Annotated in this window: 1 protein-coding gene; it reads left to right on the top strand. The window is 43.3% G+C overall.

Annotated elements, in window-relative coordinates; genetic code table 11:
* Positions 1-231: RNA polymerase sigma factor (locus SB773_RS34995; protein WP_410595188.1), on the top strand; the 231-nt coding region annotated here is incomplete at both ends.

The following is a 231-nucleotide window of genomic DNA, read 5'->3' as shown; positions in this document are numbered from 1 at the left end:
CTTTCTATTGCAAAGCATACAGGGATTGATCATTATCGCAGAAAAAAACTGATTCACTTCTCCAGCCAGCTTTTGCGCATCCTTCCTTCAAAAAATGGTCTGCCAGAACAAGCACTCGTAGAAAAGGAGGAGCGTGCGAAATTAGAACAATCCCTGTACAAGCTCAAGGCAAAATATCGAATAGTCATCATCCTTCGTTGTGTGAATGAGCTGAGTGTGAAGGAAACGGCC

Origin of the sequence: Bacillus sp. SIMBA_074 (genome assembly GCF_046534555.1) — a bacterium.
GTDB lineage: Bacteria > Bacillota > Bacilli > Bacillales > Bacillaceae_G > Bacillus_A > Bacillus_A mycoides.
This window is presented reverse-complemented; position numbering and strand designations above follow the sequence as displayed.